Origin of the sequence: Vibrio coralliilyticus ATCC BAA-450 (assembly GCF_000176135.1) — a bacterium.
GTDB classification, from domain to species: domain Bacteria; phylum Pseudomonadota; class Gammaproteobacteria; order Enterobacterales; family Vibrionaceae; genus Vibrio; species Vibrio coralliilyticus.
Genome location: NZ_ACZN01000020.1, coordinates 50,293 through 72,273, shown reverse-complemented (window position 1 = coordinate 72,273; position 21,981 = coordinate 50,293). Strand labels below are relative to the sequence as shown.

Here is a 21,981-nt window from a genome sequence, read left to right as displayed (position 1 = left end):
TAAACTTTATTGGCTTTGGTTTAGTGATCTTAAACATGCTGGTTTTCTTTTCTGGTGTGTTTTTCTTTATTAAAAGTTTTTACTGTTTATTTTATGACAGAGCACGTTTCTTTAGTTCTTTCGCTCGTTTTTTCCTTTTGTTTTTCTTATCGGGATTATTATACTATTTGATAGGTTCAAATGCGGATTTACTGAATTTTAACATTATTGAAAAGGTCGATTGAAACAAATCTGATAGATATTTATCAGGATTGTTTATGGTTACAAAGTATAGTGAGCTAGCGGTCAGTGTAGAATAAAGATTTTTCCTTTTTATGCAACTTTAATTGATTCGATAGGTATGCAGAAAATAGTGGTTTGAGAAAATGAAAAGTATATTATTTCTGTTCACTTTGGTTTTTATTTATGGCTGTGGAGCTAAAGAATCAATCGTTAAAATTGATGGGGTATTAACCCCTGTTGAAATGAAAAGTAAGAAAGGAAGAGGTACTGGCCTTAGGGTAGTATATTCTATAAGCTCTAATCTTGAAATTAAGCTGGTGACACATGGTTTTAGAATTGGGTGGGATCTTTTTAGTAAAAGAGGAAACTATTATAATAAAGATGTTTCAGTATCCTACTTTATCAGCGGTGATCCTATTCCTAGTTATGAGTCAATCACTAAAACTTATATTGTTGGTAAAATAGAATATAAGGGCAAGGTAGTATATCAGGATCCTTACTTATGAGGCCTTTATTGTACTTAATCATACTTATTATAACAGGGTGTGGCCCTGAGCAAGACCTTGTAAATGTTGAAGGAGTATTAACACCAATCAAAATTACGGAGAATTATGGTCGTGGTGGTGATGGTCATACAATACGATTAAAAATTAGTGGCGATTCCAATTTAAATCTTGTGGTATATGGATTTGTTGATGGTGAGGTTTTATTTTCTCCAGGTGGGAAATACTATAATAAGGAAGTAGAAGTTGTCTATCGATTTAATAATGGTTTGGTGAATGAAAGTAAAAACAAAGCACTTCAAACTTATAGTATTGATAAGATTTCTCATGACGGTAATTTGATATATGAAGATTGATATACAAATGGTTTTGTATATAAAATGAGCGTTAAATCAAGACGTGGGCATATTTAATTTTTAACACTCATCAGAGAAACAGGTATATGCCCGCATTGTTGAAGGCTCCAACGATTGCCAGCTCGACTATATGGTTATTTATTAACGCGTACTCCAAATTATTTTTATCAAGAAAGGCTAGGTTAAAAATATGAATATTAAAGTTTTTACCGCTTTAGTGATGTTAATTCTCTCTGCACCAGCTAATGCGGCTCGATTCGATATAACTGGGGATATTGGCCAAATTCGATATCATGAAGCCTCTAATTCATTAGCTCCATTATGGCGAAAACACACTTGGTTTGAAATCGTCAACCCAGAAACAAAGCCTAACTGTAAATCTTATGCTTCTGGCACTTACGCAATTTCAATTCCAGAAAACAACGAAACAGCATTGACGATGTTGTTATCTGCAAAAATGGCAAATAAGAAAGTCATGGTTACGTTAGATGATTCTATCCTCTTCCCTGACAATGGGTATTGCAAGTTACAGTATCTGACTATTTTATAATTAAGGTAAATAAAATGAAAATACGCTATAAATTATACTGGTTCTGCTTTGCACTTATTGGTTGTAGTAGTGCTTATGCCGCGTCTATTTATAACATTAAAACAGAAATATCGAGTATTGTCGTGTACCCGCAGTCTAGTACTTCTCCATCAAGCGTGTCTTATACTGAGCTATTAATTAACATTCCGACTGACATGTCTGAAAAACCATCATGTGCAGTGCACTCTAATCGATTTATTATCGACTCTCGCAACCCTTTGTTTGACCATGTTTTGAGTGTTGCACTTGCCGCGCGAGTTGCGAAAATACCTGTGACAATAAGTTACTGGGACGTTTGTGAAGCATCAGGGACACACCGAGCGCCCTTAATTCGCCATTTCACTTTATGAGCTCACCAGGACTTTATATGAAAAAATTAATTCTGATCCTACTTCCTTTATTGTTTGTCTCCATACCAGCCAGTGCAGAGAAAGGGTTTGTAAAAGGAGAAATTGAATATATACGCACCCATGATGGCGATGTGATCTCCTCTTGGAGACCGCCAGCGTTTTGGTTTACGTTAAAAGGTGTAGATAAGGCAGGGACATGTAGTATATGGACCCCTAGCAATACGGTGTTATTTGCGGCGACCGACAGTTCTGCTTATTCAATGATTTTAGGTGCGTTTATGGCAGGTAAAGAGGTGTCGGTCTCTTTTGACGATTCTGTTAAATACTCTGGCTCTGGTCACTGTAAAGCAAGATACATCACCCTTGGTAACCCGCCATTACTCCAGTAGGACACAATGCAAAATGAAACGACTTCTAATTTTAACTTCACTCTTTCTCTTTTCATTCCAAGTGTTAGCTACTAATGCCAGTAAAAATGGAGACTGGATTGCCATGGGGGTTCCTCAATATGTTCATTTAGGAACCCAAGGAACGTTTTTAATCAATGGAAACGGTACTCATGGTACGTGTGCAGGAAAAACACCACGTTATTTTAGTTTTGATATGAATGCGCCACATTTCTATGCCATGTATTCATGGTTGATGCATATGTCAAAGGAAAATAAGGCGGTGGCTTGTGTTGTTGAAAGTGGCTGTGGGACGAACACCGTACAGGTCCAATATTGCCGTGGGCCACTGAGATAATCACTTACAAGACAGGAAACACTGATGAAAAAAATACTCCTACTGGCAGCAATTCTATTTAGTACGCCCTCAATGGCTGCTATTAGTTGCCATGGCACCATCAAGCATATTCTGCAGTATGCTAATGGTGATATTAACGTAGCGACCTCATATAGGGGTACATACACCGTGATGTGTAATATTGAAAAGCACTGGAAAGGAGTCAGCCCTGAAGCATGCCAAGGCATGCTCAGCGTATTACTGACTGCGCAATCAACAGGAAAAACTATAGCGACTTACTACAACACTGATCAATATACTTGTAGCAATCTGCCTCATTATGGAAGTGCTCCTGGTCCTAATTATGTTGGAATCTTGGGAGAGTAATGATAATACGCGGAATCACATTCTTAGCCCTTGTTTCATCGTCTAACTTTGCTTTGGCATCAGGTGCTTTTATTGCCGAAGGTTCAACTATAAATCTATTGCCAATACAAGCAGCAATACCGATAGTTTTGCAGTATCAGTGAAAGGTGGTACAGGTGTATGTGGAAGTACCACAAGACTATTTCCACGTAATGCAACTACCTCTTCCGAAGTGCACAGGCGTGCCTATTCGCCTGCGCTGACCGCATTTTCTATGGGCGCCAAAGTAACGGTTCATAACTATGCTGGGGATGATTGTAAGAACGCTGCTTACATTAAAATAGAGCGCTAGCCCATATGACTGTAAACCCATAACGCCAGCTTATGCTGGCGTTATTTTTATCGTTTGCGGAGTTATTGCTTGCCTTTCCGTCTTGGTATTGCACAATACCGCCCCTGACAAGCAATTTTATCAACACCAATCCAGACCCATGCTGTTAATCATCGATAACTACGACTCTTTTACTTACAACCTGTACCAATACTTTTGCGAGTTGGGTGCAGAGGTAAAAGTCGTGCGTAACGATGAAACAGACATTGCGGCGATTGAAGCGATGAAACCTAGCCATCTGGTGATCTCTCCGGGGCCGTGTACACCTAATGAAGCAGGGGTCACTCTAGAGGTGATTGAACACTTTGCAGGTAAACTGCCGATACTTGGTGTGTGCTTAGGCCATCAGGCGATTGCTCAGGTATTTGGCGGTGAAGTGGTGCGTGCTCGTCAGGTGATGCACGGGAAAACATCCCCAATTCGACACAGTGGCCGCAGCGTCTTTGCAGGCTTGAATAACCCTCTCACAGTAACGCGCTATCATTCACTGGTGGTTCAAAACGGCACGTTACCAGAGTGTTTTGAGCTCACCGCTTGGACGGAGCTCGAAGATGGCTCGATGGATGAAATCATGGGCTATCAGCACAAAACCTTGCCTATTGATGCGGTGCAATTTCACCCAGAATCGATCAAAACTGAGCAAGGGCATGATCTACTTGCCAACTTTTTACGTCGCTAACCCTCTTTTATTACCTCAATAAATCCTGACTGGGATCACTTTTTTTAACATTTCTTTCATATTCTTGCGTGCGGATATTATGTGAAAAACTATTCGCAGGCGTTGTCCTGCCTAACTCTCCGCCCTTGTTATTACTATGCTTAACTACAGCTTATCTTTGTTATAAGAATATATTGCTTCATAAAAGCAGTGGCTTAATGCATAAATACTCAAAGCTAATGCAGAACAGACTTTCAGCAGTGAAGTAAAAAGAATAATTCACTATTGAAATGGTTAATTAAATGTAAATACAATGCCGCAATTGCTTAAATGCAAAACAATATGTGCTTTCGTTTAATGAAAGCAAGGATGCAAAAATTACCTGGCATGCGGTATCGAGAGGGAATGTGCAATGACAGTCGAAAATAAAGTAGAACGCGGTTTGTTTGATGAGGTGATGGTACCTTGTTATAACCCAATGGAAATGGTTCCAGTCAAGGGCGAAGGCGCTCGTGTTTGGGATCAGGAAGGCAAAGAGTATATCGACTTTGCTGGTGGTATCGCCGTGAGCTGTCTGGGTCATTGTCACCCTGCAATGGTTAATGCTCTGACGGAGCAAGGCCAAAAACTATGGCATCTAAGTAATGTCATGACAAACGAACCTGCACTTCGCCTAGCGAAGAAGCTGACAGACGTGAGCTTTGCAGAAAAAGTGTTCTTCGCTAACTCAGGTGCAGAAGCAAACGAAGCAGCTCTGAAACTGGCGCGTCGTTACGCAGCTGACCAGTTTGGCCCTGAGAAATCTGAAATCATCGCTTTCAAACAAGGCTTCCACGGTCGTACTTTCTTTACGGTAACGGTTGGTGGCCAAGCGGCTTACTCTGATGGTTTTGGTCCTAAACCTGGTGATGTCACTCACCTGCCGTACAATGATGTGGAAGCGCTACGTGCACACATCTCTGACCGTACTTGTGCCATCATGATGGAACCTCTTCAGGGTGAAGGCGGTATCATCTCTCCAACAGATGAGTTTGTTCAAACCGTTCGTGAACTGTGTGACAAGCACAATGCACTGCTTATCTTTGATGAAGTTCAGACAGGTAACGGCCGTACGGGGCACTTCTACGCTTATCAAGGTCTGGGTGTCACACCAGATATCCTAAGCACCGCAAAATCGCTCGGTGGCGGTTTCCCTATCGGTGCAATGCTAACTACAACTGAACTGTCTAAGCACCTGAAAGTGGGCACTCATGGTTCAACGTACGGTGGTAACCCACTTGCGTGTGCAGTTGCAGAAGCGGTCGTCGACATTGTAAGCGCACCAGAAACTCTGGCTGGCGTTGCAGAGCGCGAAGCTCTGTTCCGTGACGGTTTAGCTAAACTTAATGATAAGTACAACATGTTCGCGGAAGTTCGCGGCAAAGGCCTTCTTTTAGGCGCTGCGCTTAACGATGAGTGGCAAGGCCGTGCGCGTGACGTACTGGTTGCAGCAGGTAAAGAAGGTCTGATGGTGTTAGTGGCAGGCGCGAATGTAGTTCGCTTTACGCCTTCACTGGTTATCACCAAAGAAGAAATCGCAGAAGGATTAGCAAAACTAGATAAAGCACTAGCCACTCTAGTTAAATAATAAATAAACAAACTGGGAGAGCTGTATTGCAACAGTTCTCCCAATACCAGTGCTATCGGTCATGTGTTTGGATAGTTGCGCAGGAAAAATTGCTTAGAACAAGGCGTAGCTTACAGCAAGCGAGCGGGCCTAACTTCAAAAGCTACAACGTAGTGATTAGCGATTTTAGCCAGCAACAACGAATAGATGACCGATAGCATTGGTATCCTGCATCTGGAGGGAGTATCGATGCTGGTTGTTCGCCCTATAGCAATGTCGGACTACGATGCGCTGCACACCTGTGCGGTTGAATCGGGTCACGGATTCACATCTCTTCCGGTTAACGAAGAACTGTTGACCAATCGTATTACTCATTCTGAGTACAGCTTTGCCAAAAACGAAGTGACTGAACCTGGTGACGAAGGTTATCTGATGGTCGGTTTCGACAGTGAGACTGGCGAAGTCGCTGGTTGTACTGGTATTGAAGCTTCGATTGGCTGGGATGTGCCATTTTATTCTTACCACATCAGCACTATTGTACATTCATCGCCAAAATTGGGGGTGAATAATGTGGTTAAGCTGCTTACATTTGGCAATAACTACACGGGTTGTAGTGAAATCTGTACCTTGTTCTTGCGCCCGAATTTCCGTGGCGGACTGAATGGTCGCCTAATGTCGAAGTGTCGTTTCTTGATGATGGCGGAACACCCGCATCGTTTCTCAGAAACGGTATTTGCTGAAATGCGTGGCGTGTCAGATGAAGAAGGTAACTCACCATTCTGGCAATGGCTGCAAGAGCATTTCTTCTCGATTGATTTCACTATGGCTGATTACCTGACGGGTATCGGTAAGAAAGGCTTTATCGCCGACCTAATGCCTAAGCTACCAATTTATATCAACTTACTGAGCAAAGAAGCTCAGGCGGTGATTGGTCAGGTACATGAAAATACCAAGCCTGCATTGCGCTTGCTTGAGAAAGAAGGCTTCACTTGCCGTAACTACGTCGACATCTTTGATGGCGGCCCGTCGGTAGAGTGTGATGTGCGTAATATTGAGTCGGTCCGCCACTCATTCCGCGCGAAAATCACCATTGCTGAGCACACCAGTTCGCAAGATTACCTTATCTCAAACACGTCGTTTGAAAACTTCCGTGCCGTGGCAGCTAAAGCCGCATATGACCAGGCCTCTGAATCTGTGATTCTGGCACCTGATGTTGCTAAAGCACTGGAAGTGAATGAAGGCGAATACGTTCGCATGCTGGCTCAGTAATCGAAAGGAATAGAATCATGACACATTGGATTGCAGGCGAGTGGCTTGCGGGTCAGGGCGAATCGATGAACTCGATCAGCCCATACAACAATGAAGTGATCTGGCAGGGTGACAGTGCGTCACCTGCGCAGGTTGAATCGGCAGTGAGCGCTGCTCGAAACGCTTTCTTGAGCTGGAAAAAGCTGACTTACGCTGAGCGCGAAGCTGTGGTGCTGGCGTTTGCTGAGAAAGTAAAAGAGAACAGCGAGCAAATCGCTGAAATTATCGCGAAAGAAACCGGAAAACCAATCTGGGAAACGCGCACTGAAGCAGCAGCTATGGCTGGTAAGATTGCGATCTCTATCCGTGCTTACCATGACCGTACCGGTGAAGCGACGCGAGAAGCGGCAGGCAACCAGATTGTTCTGCGTCACCGCCCTTTGGGTGTAATGGCGGTATTCGGCCCTTATAACTTCCCAGGTCATTTGCCAAATGGCCACATTGTTCCGGCACTGCTTGCTGGTAACACGGTCGTGTTTAAGCCTTCAGAGCAAACGCCACTCACCGGCGAGTTCGCGATGAAACTATGGCAGCAAGCGGGCTTACCAGCAGGCGTAATCAACCTTGTTCAGGGCGCGAAGGAAACCGGTGTTGCGCTGGCAGATTCGAAAGGCATTGATGGCGTATTGTTCACGGGTAGTGCAAACACTGGTCATATCCTGCACCGTCAGTTTGCAGGGCAGCCGGGTAAAATGTTGGCGCTAGAAATGGGCGGCAACAACCCGATGGTGATCTCTGAAAACTACGGCGAGCTGGATGCAACTGTGTATACCATTATTCAGTCTGCTTTCATCAGTGCAGGTCAACGTTGTACTTGTGCCCGTCGCCTGTACGTGCCTGTTGGTGAGAAAGGCGACCAGCTGGTCAGCAAACTCGTTCAAGCAACTCAAAAGATTCGTGTTGATCAGCCATTTGCTGAACCTGCGCCATTTATGGGGCCTCAGATTTCTAAAGCAGCGGCTGACTTTATTCTTAATGCGCAAACAAACTTGCAAAGCCTTGGCGGTGTGAGCTTGCTAGAAGCGAAAGCGGGTGAAGCGGCATTTGTTTCTCCGGGCATCATTGATGTGACGCCAATCGCTGATCTGCCAGATGAAGAGTACTTTGGGCCACTACTACAAGTGGTGCGTTACCAAGGCTTGGAGAAAGCAGTTGAACTGGCAAACGATACGCGCTTCGGCTTGTCGGCAGGTCTGGTTTCAACCGATGATAGCGAGTGGGATTACTTTGTTGACCACATTCGTGCTGGCATCGTCAATCGCAACCGTCAGCTAACTGGCGCAAGCGGTGATGCACCATTCGGTGGCCCAGGTGCTTCGGGTAACCTACGCCCAAGTGCTTACTACGCAGCAGATTACTGCGCATACCCAATGGCATCAATGGAAGGTGGGGAAACTCTACTACCTGCTACATTGAGCCCGGGTGTTGAGTTATAAAAATATTTTAAGGGTTTCCCTTACCACCTCTCTTTTTGGGGAGGTTTTTAAACGTCACAGGTTGAAGGCTATCTGATCAGATTTCTGGACAAATTTGGTCAGATAGCCTCATTTATAAAATCAAATAAACAATAAATATAACTCCGTTAACGTAGACAAACCCAAACAAGGAGGCGTTATGACGCCACAAGTTTTATTCCAGTCGTTATGGAATGACTATATTCAACGCTTATGTCCCTCTGCTGATAAAGTTCACCATCTGCTTCAGGAAAATGAGCCATTGATCAATGACCACATTGCGCTGCGTACATTTAATGTCGCACCTTTGGGGATTGAGACACTGGCCAAACCGTTTATCGACGCTGGCTATAAGCCGTGCGGTGATTACGAGTTCGAAAGTAAGAAGTTAGTGGCGAAGCACTTTGAGCATCCAGACCCGAAACAGCCAAAAGTTTTTATCAGTGAGCTAAAAGTGAACGAGTGTTCTCCAGAGCTTCAGGCCATCGTTGCCAAGCTGGTTGAGCAATTGGACACCGATAAGCTAAAAGGTCATGAGTTCTTGTCTGGTGGGCGTTTATGGGATCTGAGTTTTGCTGATTACCAGTTGCTGGCAAAAGAGAGTGAATACGCTTCTTGGCTAGCAGCACACGGCTACGGTGCTAACCACTTTACGGTTAGCGTGAATCAGCTGGACGCTTTTGAAGAAGTGAAAGGTGTTAATGACCACCTACGTGAAGCTGGCTTTACGATCAATGAATCAGGCGGTGAAGTGAAAGGCTCGCCGGACGTGCTGCTTGAGCAATCTTCTACCATGGCGGATAAAGTACCAGTGACCTTCACTGAAGGGACTGAGATGGTTCCTGGTGGCTTCTATGAGTTTGCTAAGCGTTACCCAATGAGTAACGGTGAACTTTACCCAGGATTCGTTGCTGCTTCTGCTGACAAGATTTTCGAAAGTACTAACGGATAAGATAGACGAGAACGGGCTTCTCTCCCGATGGAGTCGAGAAGTCCTTTCCGGTTCCTGGATCCGATATAAACAAAAAAGCCACCAATGTTTCCATTGGTGGCTTTTAAAATTTTAGCGGTTAATCGAAATTAACGAGTTCCGTAAACAACGATTGTCTTACCATGGGCAGAAATTAGGTTCTGCTCTTCTAGCATCTTCAAGATACGACCTACTGTTTCACGAGAACAGCCAACAATCTGACCGATTTCCTGACGAGTGATCTTGATCTGCATGCCGTCTGGGTGTGTCATTGCATCTGGCTGTTTTGCCAGGTTAAGCAGTGTTTGCGCGATGCGGCCTGTTACGTCTAGGAATGCCAAGTCACCCACTTTCTGACTGGTTACCTGTAGACGGCTTGCCATTTGTGCAGACAGGCGCATTAGGATGTCAGGGTTAACTTGGATTAGCTGACGGAATTTCTTGAATGAAATTTCTGCTACTTCACAAGGAGATTTCGCACGAACCCATGCCGTACGCTCTTGGTCTTCTTCGAATAAACCAAGTTCACCGATAAAGTCACCTTGGTTTAGGTAAGAAAGGATCATTTCCTTACCTTCTTCGTCTTTGATAAGTACTGCAACAGAACCTTTAACAATGTAGTAAAGAGTCTCTGCTTTTTCGCCCGCGTGGATCAGCGTGCTTTTTGACGGGTACTTATGAATATGACAGTGTGAAAGGAACCACTCTAATGTTGGATCGGTTTGAGGTTTACCTAGAACCATAATATCTCACTTCCTCTGCAGGGTACGCTTGCTGCTTTCCATGTTTTAGCTAAGCCTTGAATCAAGACCTACTAGGATAAGAGCACTTTTCAAATGCTGCAAGCCATCTTTGTTTCGGTTTCAAATAGTATCTTTTTTTGAAATCGATTTCTTGATTTTAATCGGGTACACCTTACGATTTTGTACGCAAAAATGTGCACATGATCACGGTATGAAAAGTAATCGTGTTTATAACGCGAGTCTTAGCCATTTTTCCGGTTTCGATTAACTGTTGCAAGATCGGGCGAACAATCAACTCGACCGCGAAACTCATTTTGCCGCCCGGTACCACGAGCGTGTTGTGGCGAGACATAAACGAACCATCAATCATTGCCAGTAGGTAAGGGAAATCGACGTTCTTAATTCCGCGCAGGCGAATCACGACAAAGCTTTCATCTAGGCTCGGTATGCCTTTGGCGTTGAGTGGGTTAGATGTGTCGACTGTTGGAACGCGCTGGAAGTTGATATGAGTTCGCGAGAACTGGGGAGTGATATAGTTAAGGTAGTCGTCCATCGAACGGACAATAGAATCCATCACGGCCTCACGAGAGTGACCACGATCTCGGGTATCTCGAACGAACTTTTGTATCCATTCCAAGTTAACAATGGGTACCATGCCAATCAGAAAGTCGACATGCTGAGCCACGTTAACATCGCCATCAACTACGCCACCGTGCAGACCTTCATAAAACAGTACATCGGAGTTCTCTGGTAGTTCTTGCCAAGGCGTAAAGGTTCCCGGCATCTGGTTGTACGGTACGGCTTCATCAAACGTGTGCAGATAACGGCGTACTTGCCCGGTTCCTTCGTTACCGTATTTACGGAAAAATTCAGCAAGCGCTGGGAAGTCGTTTGCCTGCGGGCCAAAGTAACTAATGTGACGACCCTGTTCACGGGCCTTACGAATTTCAACGTCCATCTCTGGGCGAGTAAAACGGTGAAAACTATCACCTTCTACCCAAGCGGGCTTAACGCTCATCATGTTGAACATTTTGCGGAATGCTTCAGATGTCGTGGTAGTACCTGCACCAGATGAACCAGTGACGGCAATGATCGGATGTTTTGCTGACATGACAAACCTTGTCTGTAAATAACTGTCCCTTGTTGCATGTCACTATAACACGCTTTAATGCAAGGGCACGGTATGCTGTGTTTTAAAGTTAGAACTTTTGTTTGAGCTGGATATCGACAGTTTCGTGAAGCTCAGAGAACACCACAACGGCTTCACCGGATTCAAGCTGAGCCTTAATCTGATCGACTTTATCTTGCAGGGAAATTTCCATCTCACCGTAGTCAGTGCCTTCACGCAGAACGAATTCACGAATCAGGTTTTCCAGTGTCTCTGGATCAATTTGTTGCCATGGGACGATCATAAATACCTCTGTCTTTTATGGTCGAAAGTTGGTGGGCTATTATCCAGAAACCGCCAGACTTTGATAGTAGGCAGGTAACGCTTCTTCTAACCAGAATCTTGGTTTGAGAGCACTGCCCGTTAAAAATCCGACATGACCACCTTGCTCGAACAGTCGGTAGTCTATGTTATATGGCAAGACGTATTTAGGGATGACGGCATCCGTCATGAAAGGGTCGTCTTTGGCATGAATGATTTGTGTCGGTATGCGAATGTCTTTGAGTCGATGAATACCGGAGCACCTTTGATAGTAATCCTGTGCGTCTTTAAAGCCATGTAAAGGAGCGGTAATTAAGTCGTCAAATTCAAACAGCTTAGTGACACGCTTAATGCTCTGGTAAGAGACATCGAGCTCGCCTTTAATTAGGTGATGTTTACGCAGAGCATTTTTCTTCAAAGATGAGAGCAGGTATGTTTTGTACACCTTGGAAAAGCCTTTCTCGATACGCTCTGAACAGGCTGATAGATCGAGCGGCGCCGAGACGATGGTCGCTGCAGAAAGTAGGGGCTCTTGATTATATTGCGCCAGATAGTTAGCCAGCATGTTGCCACCAAGAGAAATTCCTACCGCGACTTTAGTTTGATTCGGTAGCTGTTGATTTAGCTGCTCAAGGAAGAAACGTGCATCTTCTACTTCACCTGAATGATACGCTCGTGCACGATGGTTAGGCTTACCGCTGCAGCCGCGAAAATGCATCATCACGGACAGCCAGCCATGTTGAGAAAAGGCGTGCATCAAACCATTCGCGTAAGGACTGTAAAAGCAGCCTTCTAGTCCATGAAACAAGACAAACACAGGCTTTTTCTTAGCTTGCTCGGTTTGCCAGTCTTCACTCCAAGCCAGATCGAGAAAATCACCATCCGGTGTGCTGAGCGTTTGCCAAAGCGGTTCAAACAGCGCTTTCTTACGAATAAAACGCGGCGCCAGAGTTTGCAGATGAGGATTGGCTAATCCTTTGGCAGCAATAAATTGAGTCATAAGAACGCCTATCAGTGGGTGAGGTCATCGATGGAATGGGCAAAAACGTCGTGCAAATGTTCTCCGCCAAGCTGACGACAATATCTCAACGTCAGCGGTTCAGCTTGATTCGTCTGTAATTCTATACTGTTTATGCAGTCGACCAGATCAGACTGCTGTTGCTTTTCAAGTTGTAATTCGAACTGTAAGGATTCTCTGTAGAGGGTATCCGTTACATGGGATTTGAGTTTACGACGTAGGTCTCGATAGCTGTGTAACAGGGTTTCTGAACGACCTAGACACTCTTCGACTTTATGCCAGTCTTCATCGAGAAAGGCAGCCTGCTGCTCATCAAGCCATTTGAGTAGCAGCAGCAGGTTAACATTACCTTTGAACTGGTTTTGTAAATTGAGGCACGCATCTTTCACTTCTCGAACACTGTAATATTGCAGACTGAACTGCCATAAGCGTTCTAGGGTTAGCGATACTGATACGTGCTTTGAGCTCATTGGCTAGTAAACTCCTGTTCCATCTGCTCCAGATCTTCTTGCAGTGCCATCCACTCCATTTCGATGTCTTCCAGTTCGGTTTTGGCTTGGCTCTGGGCGGTTAATACCTGATTAAGTTTAGCTTTATTTTCCGCTTCATACAGTGAGTTATCAGATAATTGCGTCTCTGCTTCCGCTAATTGAGTGCCCAAAGTTTCCATCTGAGCTTCCAATTTGGTCAATGTCTTGCGAATCGGAGCGGTTTGTTTACGAAATTCTGCTTCGCGGCGTTTTTGCTCTTTCTTGGCAGCCGCGCTATGGGTGCTGCTCTTTTCTGGCTGGGCAGATTGTGCTTCACGGCGCTCTGCTTTTTGCTGCTCTGTCAGCCATTTATAGTAATCGTTCAGGTCGCCATCGAATGGTGCTACCTGACGATCATGGACCAAATAAAGATCATCGGTTGTGGCGCGCAGGAGATAACGGTCGTGCGAGACAATCACCATCGCCCCTTCAAATGTTTGCAGTGCGAGAGTCAGGGCCTGACGCATGTCCAAGTCTAAGTGGTTGGTCGGTTCATCGAGCAGCAGCAAGTTGGGCTTTTGCCATACGATCAGTGCCAACACTAAGCGTGCTTTTTCTCCCCCTGAGAAAGGCGCCACTTTCTCTAATGCTTTATCACCTTGAAAGCCGAAACTGCCGAGGTAATTACGCAATTCCAGTTCATTCTTATCCGGCGCGATTTGCATCATATGCTGGAGAGGCGTTTCCTCAGGGTGCAAGGTTTCGAGTTGGTGCTGAGCGAAGTAACCAATCTTAACCCCTTGCGAGTAAGTCAGATCGCCTCCTTGACTGTTGAGCTCACCTGACAGCAGTTTAATCAGCGTAGATTTACCAGCACCATTTCGGCCAAGCAGACCAATACGGCTCCCCGGAACCAGATTGAGGCGAATTTTTTCCAAGATAAGGTTGTCACCATACCCCGCAGACACCTCATCCATCATGATTATGGGATTGGGTAGCGAATCAGGATCGCGAAATTCGAAACTGAATGGGTTATCAAATTGAGCAGGTAATACCTTTTCCAAACGATCTAACGCTTTAATTCGGCTTTGTGCCTGACGCGCTTTGGAAGCTTTGTAGCGGAAACGGTCGATATACTTCTGCATGTGCGCCATTTGTTTCTGCTGCTTTTGATACTGCGCTTGTTGCAGGATCAGTTTTTGCGCACGCTGATCTTCGAATGACGAGTAGTTACCAGTGTACTCGTTCATCTGCTGGTTCTCGATATGAATAATCCGACCAACGATCGGGTCAAGGAAGTCGCGATCGTGTGAGATCAACACCAGTGTCCCCGGGTAGTTTTGCAGCCAGCGCTCTAGCCACATAACCGCATCTAGGTCTAAGTGGTTGGTCGGCTCATCGAGCAGTAGTAAGTCTGAGCGACATAAAAGTGCTTGAGCAAGGTTGAGACGCATGCGCCAACCACCAGAGAACTGAGTCAGGTTCCAGCTCATCTGCTCCTGACTGAAACCTAAGCCATCAAGCAGCTCAGCAGCGCGAGCACGAATACTGTACCCGCCGATTGTCTCAATCTTGCCATGCAGTTCAGCCACCAGTGTGCCGTTATCCGCTTGTTCTGCTTGAAGAAGCTGAGCTTCTAATGCGCGGTATTCTCGATCACCATCAATGACGTATTCCAGTGCTGGACGTTCCAGTGCCGGCGTTTCCTGCGCAACCCAAGCGAGCTCCCAATGTGAAGGTTTGCTGAAGTTGCCTGCATCAATCGATAATTCGTCTTTAATTAATGCAAACAGGGTAGATTTACCACAGCCGTTTTTACCGACTAGACCGACTTTGTCGCCCGGGTGAATGGTTGCTGAGGTTTGATCCAGTAGTGGCTTGCCGCCACGTAGCAGCTGGATGTCAGAAAAGGTAATCATAATCTTGTGCTTTATTCTTGCTCGTGTCGCGTCGAATAGTAGGGGGAATGAGATAAAATGTCGATCATTGCGTTATGCTTAACAACAACGTATAACAAACCGATAACGATAAAATTGTACCTAACGCCTACTTAGGTATTGAAAACAAAAGGATGGCTGCTTACGGAATGGCTGTAAACGATTTAAATACTGAGTCGCCTGAAAAACCGAAAGTGCTGGTGATTTATGCTCACCCTGAATCGCAAAGCTCTGTCGCAAACCAAGTCATGATCAAGAAGATAACCGCGCTTGATCACGTCACTGTGCATGATCTCTATGCGCATTACCCCGACTTTTTTATTGATGTGGACGCGGAGCAGCAGCGTTTGCTGGATCATGAGGTGATCGTTTTTCAGCACCCTTTGTACATGTATTCTTGTCCTGCATTACTTAAAGAGTGGATGGATCGAGTGCTCGGTAAGGGGTTTGCTTATGGTAAGGGTGAAGCACTAAAAGGCAAACATTGGCGTAGCGTGATTACTACGGGTGGTAACGAAGATGCCTTTGGCAGTGAAGGTTACAACAAGTATCCATTGTCAGAAATTTTGCAGCCGTTTGAGCTAACAGCAGCCTTGTGCCAGATGGCGTGGATTGAGCCTTTGGTGCTCTACTGGGCACGAAATGTCTCCGATATGGACCGCTACCAGCACGCTGAGAAGTACCGCCAGTGGCTGCTCAACCCGACTATGACTTCAACCTCAGGAGAAATTCATGGCACTTGAAAATGATTTTCTTCAGAGCAGCGTTATCTTTCTTACCGCGGCAGTAGTGGCAGTACCATTGGCTCAGCGTCTTGGACTGGGGTCTGTACTTGGTTATCTGCTGGCTGGTATTACTATCGGTCCATGGGGGCTAGGCCTTATTAGCGATGTAGAAGCGATTCTTCACTTTGCAGAATTTGGTGTGGTTCTACTGCTCTTCCTGATTGGTCTCGAACTGAATCCCAAAAAGCTGTTGCAAATGAAAGGGCCAATTCTCGGGCTTGGCGGGGCACAGGTTGTGATTACCACCGCCGTGCTGGCGAGTGTAACCAATCTCGCCGGAGTCAGTTGGCAAACCAGCTTAGTCATCGGTATGGGGCTGGCGCTGTCATCGACCGCCATTGCGCTGAAAGTGATTGAAGAGCGAGGTCTGGCAGGGAGCGAAGCGGGTCAGTCAGGGTTTGCCGTGTTGCTTTTCCAAGATATTGCGGTGATTCCGATGCTGGCGATTTTGCCTGTGCTGGCAGGGAATACGGCAGGCGATTGGCTCGATGCGATGTGGATGCTTGGTGGTGTGATTGGCCTTCTGGTCGGCGGTCACTTTTTACTTCGCCCACTGTTTCGCTATGTAGTCCTTAGCGGTGTTCGCGAGCTGTTTACCGTTGCTGCGTTGTTATTGGTCATTGGAATTGCGCTGCTAATGCAGCAACTTGGTCTCTCTATGGCACTAGGGACTTTCCTTGCTGGTGTCCTCCTTGCAGAGAGTGAGTATCGTCATGAGCTGGAAATTGCCATCGAGCCGTTCAAAGGGCTACTCCTAGGTTTATTCTTTATTGCGGTCGGTATGGCGGTGAACTTAGGCTTGCTCGCACTGGAGCCATGGAATGTACTGATGGCGGTGTTCGGGCTAGTGGCTGTCAAGGCGGTCATTCTTTACTTCTTAGCCCGCTTGGCAGGCAGTAAACCCAAAGCTCGTAGTAAGATGGCGGCCATTCTTAGTCAGGGTGGTGAGTTCGCGTTTGTAATTTTTACCGCCGCAAGCGCGGAAGGTTTATTGGCACAGGAACAAACCGCTTTCCTACTGGTTGTGGTGAGTTTGTCTATGGTCACCACTCCGCTGTTATTGATGGCGCAAAGTAAGTGGTATGCCCGTGGTTTGAACTTTGATGAATCAGGAGCGTTACGCACTGATGTGGTTAACCGTGAACCAAGAGTGATTATTGCCGGATTTGGTCGTTTTGGTCAGATTGTTGGCCGACTGATGTACGCCAACAAAATTCGCGTGACGGTACTTGAAAGTGACGCCAGTCAAATCCAATTACTTAGGAAGTATGGTTACAAGGTATTTTATGGTGATGCCACGCAGCTAGACTTACTGCGCGCTGCTGGAGCGGATAAAGCGGAAGCTATGGTGATCTGTACCGACTCGCCGGATGAGATCATGAAGATCGTCGATTTGTGTCAGTACCATTTCCCGCATCTTAAATTACTGGCGCGGGCACGAAGTCGGGTTGAAGCCTATCAGCTTCTGAGCCACGGGGTAGATAACTACTCAAGGGAAACTTTCCTTGGGGCGTTGGACCTAGGCCGTCAAGCGTTAACCGAGCTCGGTATGCACCCATATCAGGCCAAGCGAGCCGAAGCGCACTTTAGAAAATTAGATAACGCGATGTTGAAAGAACTATTGCCTCAGCATCACGAAGACAAGCAATTGGCCATGAGAGCCAAAGAAGCCCGAAAAGAACTGGAAGAAATTTTTGGTCGCGAGATGGAAAAAGATCAGCAATCAAAGAACTTCTGGGATTAAATCCAAACCTTCCCAGAGCATGGTAAACATTCGATGCTGGTGAAGGTTTATGTTGTGGAATGAACAAATGAAAAAAAGATTTATCGCTGGAGCGAGCTGCCCAAAATGTTCTCAGCAAGACACCTTACGCTGGTGGATAGAAAATAATATTGAGTTAGTCGAGTGTGTTGAGTGCGAATATCAGGATCAGCGTAAACCGCAGTCTGTGGAGAAAACTGAACACTCGCAACAAGAGATGATCGGTATTTTTAAGCCGGATTGATTGAGTTTCTTTATTTGATCCCCATAATACCCTACATAGAAAATTGTTATTCGGAGCAATTCAATTGCTCCGTTTCTTTATCTCCTTGGAGTCATTATGAAAATTGAAAAGAACGTAGTAGTAAGCCTTGCTTACCAGGTGAAACTGGAAGATGGCGCAGTGGTTGATCAGTCAACAGCAGAAGCACCACTGGATTACCTACACGGCAACAACAACCTGATCACAGGTCTTGAAACTGCACTGGAAGGTAAAGAAGCGGGCGCTCAGTTTTCAGTAACAGTGTCTCCAGAAGAAGCGTACGGCGATCATAACGACGCGCTTGTTCAACGTGTACCAGCGAATGTTTTCCAGGGTGTTGACCAGATTGAAGTGGGCATGCGTTTTCTAGCGGATACAGACCAAGGTCCAATCCCAGTAGAAGTGACAGAAGTTGACGGTGATGAAGTTGTGGTTGACGGCAACCACATGCTTGCAGGCCAAACGCTGACATTTGACGTTGAAGTTGTTGCAACACGTGAAGCGACAGCAGACGAAATCGAACATGGTCATGTTCACCAAGCTGGTGCACACGATCACGAAGGTGGCTGTTGTGGCGGTGACCATGACCACGCTGAAGAGAAGAAAGATGGCTGCTGTGGTGGCGGTAGCTGCGGTTCTCACTAACAGAGAGCAGGCCACCTGAGTACTGTGCTCAGGTGTTGATTTTAAAGCGCAAGCTAAGTGATTAGCTTGCGCTTTTTGTTTATCTAAGGTGTGATGAGAGCAAAGCACACTGCAAAGGAGTAAGACGTGAGCAAACCATTTTCAATCGCGATTCATGGCGGCGCAGGAACAATTTTACGTGAGCAGATGAGTGACGAGTTAAAGGCGGACATTCTCAACGATTTAGAAAAGTCCGTTCGTGCTGGTCATGATGTTCTTGCTCTTGGTGGTGATGCGATAGATGCGGTCGTTGCTGCGGTGAAGGTGCTGGAGGACTCAGTCAACTTTAACGCTGGCCGAGGTTCAGTGTTAACGCACAAGGAAATCGTCGAAATGGATGCTTCTGTTATGCACGGCAGAGAGGCTAATGCAGGTGCTGTTGCAGGCGTGCGCCATATTCGTAACCCGATTGAGCTCGCTCGTGACGTGATGACAGACAGTAACCATGTACTGTTGATCGGAGATGGGGCCGAAGAGTTTGCCTTTGAGCAGGGCCATCAATACACCGAACAAGATTACTTCGTCACTGACCGACGCTATGACCAACTGCAGTCGATGAAAGAGAAAGGCCTATTTGCCTTATCCGAGTCGAAATACCCGGATGACAAGAAATACGGCACAGTCGGTGCTGTTGCGCTGGATAAGCAAGGCAATTTAGCGGCAGCCACCAGTACTGGTGGTGTGACCAACAAAAAGTACGGTCGAGTGGGGGATTCTTCCATCATTGGCGCGGGTACGTTTGCCGAAAATGGTAACGTGGCGGTATCGACCACCGGAATGGGGGAATACTTTATTCGCAAGACTGTCGCGAGTGATGTGGCAGCACGGATGCGTTATCTCAAGGAAGATGTTCATACGGCCTGCGAGACTGTGATCCAAGGCGAGTTGAAGACCATGGGCGGCGAAGGGGGGCTGATCGCCATTGACGGTGATGGACGTGTTCACTTTGCAATGAACAGCAGTGGTATGTACCGAGCGAGCATTGGCGCAGATGGCAGCCTGCTAGTGAAGATTTATGCCGATGAGTAGGGTCAAAACGACCCCTAATAGTAGCACTAACAAAGGGTTAGTGCTTCATTACACTTCTATGATTAAAAAATGACTGCAAGAAGTGTGATTCAGTGCTAGAATCCATTTTTAACTAGCAATCAGACTTGGAAAGATGGGAAATAACGTAGTCGTTCTGGGCACCCAATGGGGTGACGAAGGTAAAGGTAAAATCGTAGACCTTTTAACTGAAGATGCAAAATACGTGGTTCGCTACCAAGGCGGTCACAACGCAGGTCACACTCTAGTCATTGACGGTGAAAAAACCGTTCTTCACTTAATTCCATCAGGTATTCTTCGCGATAACGTAAAATGTGTTATCGGTAATGGCGTAGTACTATCGCCTGAAGCTCTCCTTAAAGAAATGAAGCCTCTTGAAGAGCGCGGTATTCCAGTACGCGAGCGTCTTTTCGTTTCTGAAGCTTGTCCTCTAATTCTTCCGTACCACATCGCTATCGACAACGCACGTGAAATCGCTCGTGGCGCGAAAGCTATCGGTACAACGGGTCGTGGTATCGGTCCAGCTTACGAAGATAAAGTGGCTCGTCGCGGTCTACGCGTTGGTGATCTTTTCGATAAAGAAATGTTCGCTGAGAAACTAAAAGAAGTGATGGAATTCCATAACTTCCAGCTGGAGCACTTCTACAAAGCAGAAACAGTAAGCTACGAAGAAGTACTTGAGCAGTGCATGGGTTACGCAGACCTTCTTACTTCAATGGTAATGGACGTAACCGACGAACTAGACGCAGCACGTAAGCGCGGCGACAAGATCATGTTCGAAGGCGCTCAAGGTACACTACTTGATATCGACCACGGTACTTATCCATACGTAACGTCTTCTAACACGACGGCTGGTGGTGTTGCTGCAGGTTCTGGTTTTGGCCCTCGTCATATCGGTTACATCCTTGGTATCACTAAAGCGTATTGTACTCGTGTTGGTTCAGGTCCTTTCCCAACAGAGCTTTACGATGGTCAAGACAAGCAAGATCCAGTTGGTAAACACCTAGGTGATGTTGGCCACGAGTTTGGCGCAACAACTGGTCGTCTACGTCGTACTGGTTGGTTTGATGCAGTGGCAATGCGCCGTGCAATCCAAATCAACTCACTAACAGGCATGTGTCTGACTAAACTTGACGTTCTTGATGGTCTGAAAGAGATCAAGATCTGTACTGGTTACAAGATGAAAGATGGCGCTATCCTAGAAGTTTCTCCAATGGCAGCTGAGTCATTCGAAGAAGCAACGCCAATCTACGAAACAATGCCAGGTTGGTCTGAGACAACATTTGGTGCTAAGTCTATCGACGCGCTTCCACAAGCAGCTCTAGACTACATCAAACGTATCGAAGAGCTAACGGGTGTTCCAGTGGATATTATCTCTACTGGCCCAGACCGTAACGAAACAATCATCAAGGTTCACCCTTACGAAGCTTAATTCTGATTGTTATCAATGATTGCAAAAACCAGCGCATTAGCGCTGGTTTTTTTATGCTCAATTTTCATGCATTATCTATACTGACAGTGGCAAGTTTTTGCCAGTCGTCGGCAATTTTGATTAAAGAGTTAGCAGCCGTTGCCGATACAGGTATCAAGATTGCCGTTTGTTTGGTTAATCCTAAAGATACAGGTTGCTAAGAACCCAGCTTGTATAACCTGTCTTGGTGAGTAGACAGGTGGAGACATTATCGAAGTCAAAGAGTGCAGACAATGAAGCTAAGAAAGTTAGCTGCTTCGATGGTATTTTTGTTTGGGGCTTCTGTGGCTAATGCCAATGAGCTTGCTGAAATCGGTGAGCCTATTCCCATATATACCGAAGCTGAACTGATAAAACTGATCAACGAAAACAAACATTTAGAACAAGTTAAAGCAGACAGTTGCCAATTAGTTGAAGATATCGTCGCTCGAGCGACCCGGATCAGCCTGCCATCCTACGAGTTTTTGTATGGTGACATGCTGGCGTGGGGGGTCTGTGTCGAGCAGGATGTCGAACTGGGCTTGTACTATATGGAAAATGCGGCGCACCAGGGGTTACCTGCAGCGTTGGAGCAGCTTGGTCGCTATTACTCGCGCGGAACTTTAGTTCAGCAGGACAAAGAGCGTGCGATCCCTTACCTGCGCGAAGCGGCTGCAATGGGCAACCTGAATGCTCGCATTCATTTGGCAGAACTGCTACTACGTGATTATGGCAGCCCGTTGGATTATGAAGATGCGTATCGCTGGCTGTATAACTCCGTGACGGCGGATCAGCGCACGCACAAACGAATTTCAATTCTGCGGCAAGGCTTAGAGCGGAGAATGCCACAGAATATTATCGCCAGAGCCAAAAAACGCGATACTTTCTGGTAAAGCGA

Annotated in this window: 26 protein-coding genes; 20 read left to right on the top strand and 6 right to left on the bottom strand. The window is 46.0% G+C overall.

What is annotated here, in order from left to right; translation table 11 throughout:
* Positions 1-365 precede the first annotated feature (365 nt).
* The 13 genes from VIC_RS25260 to VIC_RS25205 all read left to right on the top strand — a co-directional run bounded on the left by VIC_RS25260 (position 366) and on the right by VIC_RS25205 (position 9,478).
* On the top strand, positions 366-728 hold the full coding sequence (locus tag VIC_RS25260) for a hypothetical protein (protein ID WP_039952712.1): 363 nt from the start codon (positions 366-368) through the stop codon (positions 726-728).
* The gene (locus VIC_RS25255; protein WP_039952710.1) at positions 725-1,081 is read left to right on the top strand and encodes a hypothetical protein; all 357 of its coding nucleotides are present in this window, start codon (positions 725-727) and stop codon (positions 1,079-1,081) included. Before VIC_RS25260 ends, VIC_RS25255 begins: the two co-directional genes overlap by 4 nt.
* A gap of 190 nt (positions 1,082-1,271) precedes the next feature.
* Complete coding sequence (locus tag VIC_RS25250) at positions 1,272-1,631, top strand: hypothetical protein (protein WP_006963243.1); 360 nt, start codon at positions 1,272-1,274, stop codon at positions 1,629-1,631.
* Between the two features lie 14 nt (positions 1,632-1,645).
* The gene (locus VIC_RS25245; RefSeq protein ID WP_039952708.1) at positions 1,646-2,020 is read left to right on the top strand and encodes a hypothetical protein; all 375 of its coding nucleotides are present in this window, start codon (positions 1,646-1,648) and stop codon (positions 2,018-2,020) included.
* A gap of 17 nt (positions 2,021-2,037) precedes the next feature.
* A complete protein-coding gene (locus VIC_RS25240; protein WP_039952706.1) occupies positions 2,038-2,409 on the top strand; it encodes a hypothetical protein in 372 nt (123 codons plus the stop codon).
* 13 nt (positions 2,410-2,422) lie between these two features.
* On the top strand, positions 2,423-2,764 hold the full coding sequence (locus tag VIC_RS25235; protein ID WP_039952705.1) for a hypothetical protein: 342 nt from the start codon (positions 2,423-2,425) through the stop codon (positions 2,762-2,764).
* A gap of 24 nt (positions 2,765-2,788) precedes the next feature.
* Entirely contained in the window at positions 2,789-3,130 is a 342-nt protein-coding gene (locus VIC_RS25230; RefSeq protein ID WP_039952702.1) for a hypothetical protein, read from the top strand.
* Positions 3,131-3,188: 58 nt separating this feature from the next.
* The gene (locus VIC_RS27300; RefSeq protein WP_367317355.1) at positions 3,189-3,461 is read left to right on the top strand and encodes a DUF5992 family protein; all 273 of its coding nucleotides are present in this window, start codon (positions 3,189-3,191) and stop codon (positions 3,459-3,461) included.
* A 139-nt stretch (positions 3,462-3,600) separates the two neighbouring features.
* The gene (locus VIC_RS25225; protein WP_006963240.1) at positions 3,601-4,179 is read left to right on the top strand and encodes an aminodeoxychorismate/anthranilate synthase component II; all 579 of its coding nucleotides are present in this window, start codon (positions 3,601-3,603) and stop codon (positions 4,177-4,179) included.
* 391 nt (positions 4,180-4,570) lie between these two features.
* Positions 4,571-5,785, top strand: a complete 1,215-nt coding sequence (locus VIC_RS25220) for an aspartate aminotransferase family protein (protein WP_006963239.1) — start codon at positions 4,571-4,573, stop codon at positions 5,783-5,785.
* A gap of 228 nt (positions 5,786-6,013) precedes the next feature.
* Positions 6,014-7,033 carry an arginine N-succinyltransferase gene (gene astA / locus VIC_RS25215; RefSeq protein WP_006963238.1) on the top strand — a complete coding sequence of 340 codons (1,020 nt, stop codon included), beginning with the start codon at positions 6,014-6,016 and terminating at the stop codon, positions 7,031-7,033.
* A 17-nt stretch (positions 7,034-7,050) separates the two neighbouring features.
* Entirely contained in the window at positions 7,051-8,508 is a 1,458-nt protein-coding gene (gene astD / locus VIC_RS25210; RefSeq protein WP_006963237.1) for a succinylglutamate-semialdehyde dehydrogenase, read from the top strand.
* A 178-nt stretch (positions 8,509-8,686) separates the two neighbouring features.
* Positions 8,687-9,478 (top strand): DUF1338 domain-containing protein, encoded by a 792-nt coding sequence (locus VIC_RS25205; protein ID WP_006963236.1) that lies wholly within the window; start codon positions 8,687-8,689, stop codon positions 9,476-9,478.
* 128 nt (positions 9,479-9,606) lie between these two features.
* On the opposite strand, the gene crp is transcribed toward VIC_RS25205, so the two are convergent.
* The 6 genes from crp to VIC_RS25175 all read right to left on the bottom strand — a co-directional run bounded on the left by crp (position 9,607) and on the right by VIC_RS25175 (position 15,075).
* Positions 9,607-10,239: a cAMP-activated global transcriptional regulator CRP gene (gene crp, locus VIC_RS25200; protein WP_004410522.1), complete on the bottom strand. Its 633-nt coding sequence runs from the start codon at positions 10,237-10,239 to the stop codon at positions 9,607-9,609.
* A gap of 172 nt (positions 10,240-10,411) precedes the next feature.
* Positions 10,412-11,350 (bottom strand): phosphoribulokinase, encoded by a 939-nt coding sequence (locus tag VIC_RS25195; RefSeq protein WP_006963235.1) that lies wholly within the window; start codon positions 11,348-11,350, stop codon positions 10,412-10,414.
* An 88-nt stretch (positions 11,351-11,438) separates the two neighbouring features.
* Entirely contained in the window at positions 11,439-11,651 is a 213-nt protein-coding gene (locus tag VIC_RS25190) for a YheU family protein (protein ID WP_006963234.1), read from the bottom strand.
* 39 nt (positions 11,652-11,690) lie between these two features.
* Complete coding sequence (locus VIC_RS25185) at positions 11,691-12,668, bottom strand: hydrolase (protein ID WP_006963233.1); 978 nt, start codon at positions 12,666-12,668, stop codon at positions 11,691-11,693.
* 11 nt (positions 12,669-12,679) lie between these two features.
* Entirely contained in the window at positions 12,680-13,156 is a 477-nt protein-coding gene (locus VIC_RS25180) for a TIGR02444 family protein (RefSeq protein ID WP_006963232.1), read from the bottom strand.
* On the bottom strand, positions 13,153-15,075 hold the full coding sequence (locus tag VIC_RS25175; protein ID WP_006963231.1) for an ABC transporter ATP-binding protein: 1,923 nt from the start codon (positions 15,073-15,075) through the stop codon (positions 13,153-13,155). The genes VIC_RS25180 and VIC_RS25175 overlap by 4 nt, the downstream gene beginning before the upstream one ends.
* A 167-nt stretch (positions 15,076-15,242) precedes the next feature.
* On the opposite strand from VIC_RS25175, the gene kefG reads away from it, so the two are divergent.
* From kefG to motX, 7 genes are all read left to right on the top strand, one after another.
* A complete protein-coding gene (gene kefG / locus VIC_RS25170) occupies positions 15,243-15,836 on the top strand; it encodes a glutathione-regulated potassium-efflux system ancillary protein KefG (protein ID WP_006963230.1) in 594 nt (197 codons plus the stop codon).
* Complete coding sequence (gene kefB / locus VIC_RS25165; protein ID WP_006963229.1) at positions 15,826-17,622, top strand: glutathione-regulated potassium-efflux system protein KefB; 1,797 nt, start codon at positions 15,826-15,828, stop codon at positions 17,620-17,622. Before kefG ends, kefB begins: the two co-directional genes overlap by 11 nt.
* Positions 17,623-17,689: 67 nt before the next feature.
* Positions 17,690-17,884, top strand: a complete 195-nt coding sequence (locus tag VIC_RS25160; RefSeq protein ID WP_029236219.1) for a YheV family putative zinc ribbon protein — start codon at positions 17,690-17,692, stop codon at positions 17,882-17,884.
* A gap of 96 nt (positions 17,885-17,980) precedes the next feature.
* A complete protein-coding gene (slyD, locus tag VIC_RS25155; protein ID WP_006963227.1) occupies positions 17,981-18,547 on the top strand; it encodes a peptidylprolyl isomerase in 567 nt (188 codons plus the stop codon).
* A 126-nt stretch (positions 18,548-18,673) separates the two neighbouring features.
* Positions 18,674-19,615 (top strand): isoaspartyl peptidase/L-asparaginase family protein, encoded by a 942-nt coding sequence (locus tag VIC_RS25150; RefSeq protein WP_006963226.1) that lies wholly within the window; start codon positions 18,674-18,676, stop codon positions 19,613-19,615.
* A 133-nt stretch (positions 19,616-19,748) separates the two neighbouring features.
* Positions 19,749-21,065, top strand: a complete 1,317-nt coding sequence (locus VIC_RS25145; RefSeq protein ID WP_006963225.1) for an adenylosuccinate synthase — start codon at positions 19,749-19,751, stop codon at positions 21,063-21,065.
* Between the two features lie 272 nt (positions 21,066-21,337).
* The gene (gene motX, locus VIC_RS25140) at positions 21,338-21,976 is read left to right on the top strand and encodes a flagellar protein MotX (RefSeq protein ID WP_006963223.1); all 639 of its coding nucleotides are present in this window, start codon (positions 21,338-21,340) and stop codon (positions 21,974-21,976) included.
* Positions 21,977-21,981 lie beyond the last annotated feature (5 nt).

Excerpts from the sequence above, each read along its gene's own strand:
- VIC_RS25260 (WP_039952712.1), top strand. The coding sequence starts at position 366 with ATGAAAAGTATATTATTTCTGTTCACTTTGGTTTTTATTTATGGCTGT.
- VIC_RS25255 (WP_039952710.1), top strand. The coding sequence starts at position 725 with ATGAGGCCTTTATTGTACTTAATCATACTTATTATAACAGGGTGTGGC.
- VIC_RS25250 (WP_006963243.1), top strand. The coding sequence starts at position 1,272 with ATGAATATTAAAGTTTTTACCGCTTTAGTGATGTTAATTCTCTCTGCA.
- VIC_RS25245 (WP_039952708.1), top strand. The coding sequence starts at position 1,646 with ATGAAAATACGCTATAAATTATACTGGTTCTGCTTTGCACTTATTGGT.
- VIC_RS25240 (WP_039952706.1), top strand. The coding sequence starts at position 2,038 with ATGAAAAAATTAATTCTGATCCTACTTCCTTTATTGTTTGTCTCCATA.
- VIC_RS25235 (WP_039952705.1), top strand. The coding sequence starts at position 2,423 with ATGAAACGACTTCTAATTTTAACTTCACTCTTTCTCTTTTCATTCCAA.
- VIC_RS25230 (WP_039952702.1), top strand. The coding sequence starts at position 2,789 with ATGAAAAAAATACTCCTACTGGCAGCAATTCTATTTAGTACGCCCTCA.
- VIC_RS25225 (WP_006963240.1), top strand. The coding sequence starts at position 3,601 with ATGCTGTTAATCATCGATAACTACGACTCTTTTACTTACAACCTGTAC.
- VIC_RS25220 (WP_006963239.1), top strand. The coding sequence starts at position 4,571 with ATGACAGTCGAAAATAAAGTAGAACGCGGTTTGTTTGATGAGGTGATG.
- astA (WP_006963238.1), top strand. The coding sequence starts at position 6,014 with ATGCTGGTTGTTCGCCCTATAGCAATGTCGGACTACGATGCGCTGCAC.
- astD (WP_006963237.1), top strand. The coding sequence starts at position 7,051 with ATGACACATTGGATTGCAGGCGAGTGGCTTGCGGGTCAGGGCGAATCG.
- VIC_RS25205 (WP_006963236.1), top strand. The coding sequence starts at position 8,687 with ATGACGCCACAAGTTTTATTCCAGTCGTTATGGAATGACTATATTCAA.
- crp (WP_004410522.1), bottom strand. The coding sequence starts at position 10,239 with ATGGTTCTAGGTAAACCTCAAACCGATCCAACATTAGAGTGGTTCCTT.
- VIC_RS25195 (WP_006963235.1), bottom strand. The coding sequence starts at position 11,350 with ATGTCAGCAAAACATCCGATCATTGCCGTCACTGGTTCATCTGGTGCA.
- VIC_RS25190 (WP_006963234.1), bottom strand. The coding sequence starts at position 11,651 with ATGATCGTCCCATGGCAACAAATTGATCCAGAGACACTGGAAAACCTG.
- VIC_RS25185 (WP_006963233.1), bottom strand. The coding sequence starts at position 12,668 with ATGACTCAATTTATTGCTGCCAAAGGATTAGCCAATCCTCATCTGCAA.
- VIC_RS25180 (WP_006963232.1), bottom strand. The coding sequence starts at position 13,156 with ATGAGCTCAAAGCACGTATCAGTATCGCTAACCCTAGAACGCTTATGG.
- VIC_RS25175 (WP_006963231.1), bottom strand. The coding sequence starts at position 15,075 with ATGATTACCTTTTCTGACATCCAGCTGCTACGTGGCGGCAAGCCACTA.
- kefG (WP_006963230.1), top strand. The coding sequence starts at position 15,243 with ATGGCTGTAAACGATTTAAATACTGAGTCGCCTGAAAAACCGAAAGTG.
- kefB (WP_006963229.1), top strand. The coding sequence starts at position 15,826 with ATGGCACTTGAAAATGATTTTCTTCAGAGCAGCGTTATCTTTCTTACC.
- VIC_RS25160 (WP_029236219.1), top strand. The coding sequence starts at position 17,690 with ATGAAAAAAAGATTTATCGCTGGAGCGAGCTGCCCAAAATGTTCTCAG.
- slyD (WP_006963227.1), top strand. The coding sequence starts at position 17,981 with ATGAAAATTGAAAAGAACGTAGTAGTAAGCCTTGCTTACCAGGTGAAA.
- VIC_RS25145 (WP_006963225.1), top strand. The coding sequence starts at position 19,749 with ATGGGAAATAACGTAGTCGTTCTGGGCACCCAATGGGGTGACGAAGGT.
- motX (WP_006963223.1), top strand. The coding sequence starts at position 21,338 with ATGAAGCTAAGAAAGTTAGCTGCTTCGATGGTATTTTTGTTTGGGGCT.